The following is a 1665-nucleotide window of genomic DNA, read 5'->3' on the forward strand; positions in this document are numbered from 1 at the left end:
CCTGGTCCGCGCCGGGGCGAAGTTCCGCAAGGGCAAGCTCGTCGAACGCCCCGAGGACTCACCAACGATCGAAGACTCCCAGAAAGCCGCTTAAAAGATCTTGATCCACAGGTATTGACGATTGCTCTGAGCGCAAGCGCAACGGCCGCTAACTCCTCGCCACTCCATCGTGACAGGTTGGTGCCCTTCGGAAAGTACTGGCGCAGCAGGCCGTTGATGCTTCTATGTCAAGCCGCAGACTGATGTTGTGTGATTTGGTGTTGCCAGGATGCTCGGTCGGTGGTCATTGCGCGGTGGATGACGTCGATGAGGTGGCGTTGGAGGATGCGGCGGGCGCCGCGTTTGCCTTTGACGGGTTCATGGCGGGCCAGGAGTTCCTGGGCTGCTGGGTGGAAGCGTTTCTAGACGATGGCCGCGGTGTAGAGGACGCTGTTGAGCCGGCGGTTGCCGCCTCGATGGAGGCGGTGGCGTTCCTGGTCTGAGGAGTAGACGGGGATGAGAGCGCAGCCGGTGTAACGCGCGAGCTTGGCCGAGGTGGGAAAGCGGTGATGTCGCCGATCTCGGCGATGAGGACGGCGGCGGAGGTGTGGCTGATGCCGGTGATCTCCAGGAGGGCCGGGGCCAGCGGGATGACGATCTCCTTGATCGTGGCGTCGAGGTCGTGAATACGCCGGTTGAGCTCCGAAAGCTCGGTGGTCATGTCCAACAGCACCCTGCGGACGTGGGCGCCCACGTGGACAGCTGCCAGCAGGCAGGCCAGCGTGTCCGTGCCTTTGGGCCGGGACAGGTCGCCCGGGTGTGGTCGAGCCAGAGATGGAGCTGGGCTTTGAGCTGGTTGATCAGCGTGGTGCGGCGTTTGATGAGATCGGCACGGTAGTCAACCAGAACACGCAGCTCGCGGACGTGTTCGTCGATGCGGTGCCGGGCTAGTTCAGGGGTGGCGATGGCAGCACGGGCGGCTGCGGCGGCATCCACGGGATCGGACTTGGCGCCGGTGGCGGCGTGGAGTCTGCGGTGGGCTGCGGTCAGCCGGGTGGGAACCCAGACCACCTCATGGCCTGCGAGCAGCAACCCGTCGGCCAGGCGGCGGGCGAAGCCGCGACCATCCTCGATGGCCCAGACGACAGGCGCGCCGTCGACGATCGTCCGGGCCCAGCCGAGCAACGCGATGATCAGCAGAGCATCGTTCTTCACCGTGAACGGCTTGCCGATCCGTCGGCCGTCAGCTCCGACGGCCACCGCGACGTGGACGTGCTTGTGCGGGTCGATCCCCACTGTCACCATCGAGTCCTCATCTCTGCTGTAGCGATGACGAACAGAGACGAGGGCCCTGGCCGGGGGACAGACCTATTGCGAGTTAACGGCTCAGCAGGCTTCTATCAAGTCACTCCCGGTCAGGGCCCTCGCCCGGGGGGCAGCCGTGGACAGATCAACGGAAAGCCTTCCGGCACGTGTTCTCCGAGTCACCCAGCCGCCCATGCTGAGCCTCTCCCGTCGAAGAAGCCCCGCACAACTCACCTTGCGGAATAGGTGTTCTGAGTACCTGGCGGCCGAGCCGCCGGTGGCCCCGCCCACGGCGCTATCGCGTCAGGGCACCCAGCCCCGCAAGATCGACCGCCTGACGGGTGTGGTGGACGCGTGGCTGCGGGCCGACATCACGCTGAA

General features: G+C 65.3%; 2 protein-coding genes. Both read right to left on the reverse strand.

All coding sequences use genetic code 11. From position 1 onward, the window contains the following. Positions 1-401: 401 nt before the first annotated feature. Positions 402-815, reverse strand: coding sequence for a transposase (locus tag ACTWPT_RS59850; RefSeq protein ID WP_443186453.1), 414 nt, complete (start codon positions 813-815; stop codon positions 402-404). After that, the gene (locus tag ACTWPT_RS59855) at positions 697-1284 is read right to left on the reverse strand and encodes an IS110 family transposase (protein WP_443186452.1); all 588 of its coding nucleotides are present in this window, start codon (positions 1282-1284) and stop codon (positions 697-699) included. Before ACTWPT_RS59855 ends, ACTWPT_RS59850 begins: the two co-directional genes overlap by 119 nt. Between the last annotated feature and the right edge of the window lie 381 nt (positions 1285-1665).

The sequence above is a fragment of the Nonomuraea sp. 3N208 genome, from assembly GCF_052245935.1.
Classification (GTDB): Bacteria; Actinomycetota; Actinomycetes; order Streptosporangiales; family Streptosporangiaceae; genus Nonomuraea.

What these genes read in the sequence shown, in the direction of transcription:
- ACTWPT_RS59855 (WP_443186452.1), bottom strand. Translation starts at nt 1,284, where the DNA reads ATGGTGACAGTGGGGATCGACCCGCACAAGCACGTCCACGTCGCGGTG.